The sequence below is a fragment of the Sulfitobacter sp. HI0129 genome, assembly GCF_001635395.1.
Classification (GTDB): Bacteria; Pseudomonadota; Alphaproteobacteria; order Rhodobacterales; family Rhodobacteraceae; genus Sulfitobacter.
This window is the reverse complement of record NZ_LWGH01001013.1, coordinates 1-217: the sequence shown is the minus strand read 5'-3', so window position 1 is coordinate 217 and position 217 is coordinate 1. Positions and strand designations below refer to the sequence as shown.

At 58.8% G+C, this 217-nt stretch carries 1 protein-coding gene; it reads left to right on the top strand.

From position 1 onward, the window contains the following. Nucleotides 1–217 (top strand): polysaccharide biosynthesis protein (locus A3764_RS21800; protein WP_161487531.1); only part of this gene is annotated, 217 nt, incomplete at both ends.

Below are 217 nucleotides of genomic sequence, written 5' to 3'. Positions count from 1 at the left end.
CGGTTTTTCATGACCATTCCCGAAGCGGCCCGTCTTGTGCTCTTGGCGGNGGCATATGCTACCGGCGGTGATGTTTTCGTGCTCCATATGGGCGAGCCGCAGAAGATCATCGACATCGCGCATCGCATGATCACGCTGTCCGGACTAAAGGTGAAAGACCCCGTCACCGGGGAGGGCGATATCGAGGTAAAGGTCACCGGACTTCGGCCCGGCGAAA